The organism is Idiomarina aminovorans (assembly GCF_023155095.1).
Classification (GTDB): domain Bacteria; phylum Pseudomonadota; class Gammaproteobacteria; order Enterobacterales; family Alteromonadaceae; genus Idiomarina; species Idiomarina aminovorans.
This window is the reverse complement of the sequence record NZ_JAKNDA010000015.1, coordinates 1-1131: the sequence shown is the minus strand read 5'-3', so window position 1 is coordinate 1131 and position 1131 is coordinate 1. Positions and strand designations below refer to the sequence as shown.

The following is a 1131-nucleotide window of genomic DNA, read 5'->3' as shown; positions in this document are numbered from 1 at the left end:
TCATGCTATGTTTGTTCATGCTAGCCTCCAAATGATTGAGTTTTGAACAAACTAATTATGGCACTGGCTTTCAGCTAACCCAGGAAAATGCGGAGGCTAGCATTTGAGCAGGGAGTTATTGTGTCTAGCTGCCAGTTAAAGATCAAGGATTGAACATGCTTAAATCAAAGCGAGCAGGTAGAGTGCCTGTTTCAACAAAAGGTACAAACTGTGTGCCATTCAATATTAAACAAAACGGACGGAATGGGTATAAGGTTAGCGAATGTCCTGTCAAACCAGAAGTTAACTACACTCCGTCATTTTCTAATGCTTTAGAAAAACTGAGAGGTTATAAAGTTGCAGGTTGGCGAGACTATAGCGCCGGAAGCACAAAAGGAGCTAGGCAAGCTATTGGTTGGGTAACAGAAGCTGACGCTAAAAAATTACTTACCGAAACAAACGACGCTAAACGAGTAGCTTTATTCGAATCACTTTCGGACGTCGTTGAGTAGGCAGCTAACAAACCAAGTCAGTGGGACAATAACACGTAGGCTCCCGTGACTTCGTTCCGTATTTTAGCCTACGCGTTATTGCCCCTGCTTGGGGCTTTATGTGCTTAAAATATAAAGGTAAATATGGCAGTTTTAGAAATTCTTACAGCACCAGATCCAAGGCTTAAGATTACAGCAGAGAAAGTTCAGGATATTGAATCGGTTCAGAAATTAATCGATGATATGTTGGAAACCCTATATTCAACTGATAATGGTATAGGTCTAGCTTCAGTTCAAGTGGGGCGTAAAGAAGCGGTTGTTATTATTGATCTTTCAGATAATCGAGATCAGCCATTGATATTGATTAACCCTGAAGTAGTGAGTGGTAGCAACAAAGCTTTAGGTCAAGAGGGGTGTCTTTCAGTTCCAGATTATTATGCTGAGGTGGAACGTTATACATCAGTTGTGGTATCGGCGTTAGATCGAACAGGTCAGCGAATCACGATCGAAAGTGATGATTTTCTTGCTATCGTTATGCAGCATGAAATTGATCATCTTTCTGGTAATTTATTCATTGATTATCTTTCACCGTTAAAGCGTCAAATGGCGATGAAAAAGGTGAAAAAGTACGTCAAATCGCACTCTCAACCACGCACATAAC

The 1131-nt window shown here is 40.8% G+C and carries 2 protein-coding genes; both read left to right on the top strand.

From position 1 onward, the window contains the following. Nucleotides 1–155: 155 nt before the first annotated feature. Nucleotides 156–491, top strand: coding sequence for a hypothetical protein (locus L8G48_RS13270; protein WP_248265086.1), 336 nt, complete (start codon nt 156–158; stop codon nt 489–491). A gap of 123 nt (nt 492–614) precedes the next feature. Then, nucleotides 615–1130, top strand: coding sequence for a peptide deformylase (gene def, locus L8G48_RS13265; RefSeq protein WP_094145932.1), 516 nt, complete (start codon nt 615–617; stop codon nt 1128–1130). Nucleotide 1131: the final 1 nt, after the last annotated feature.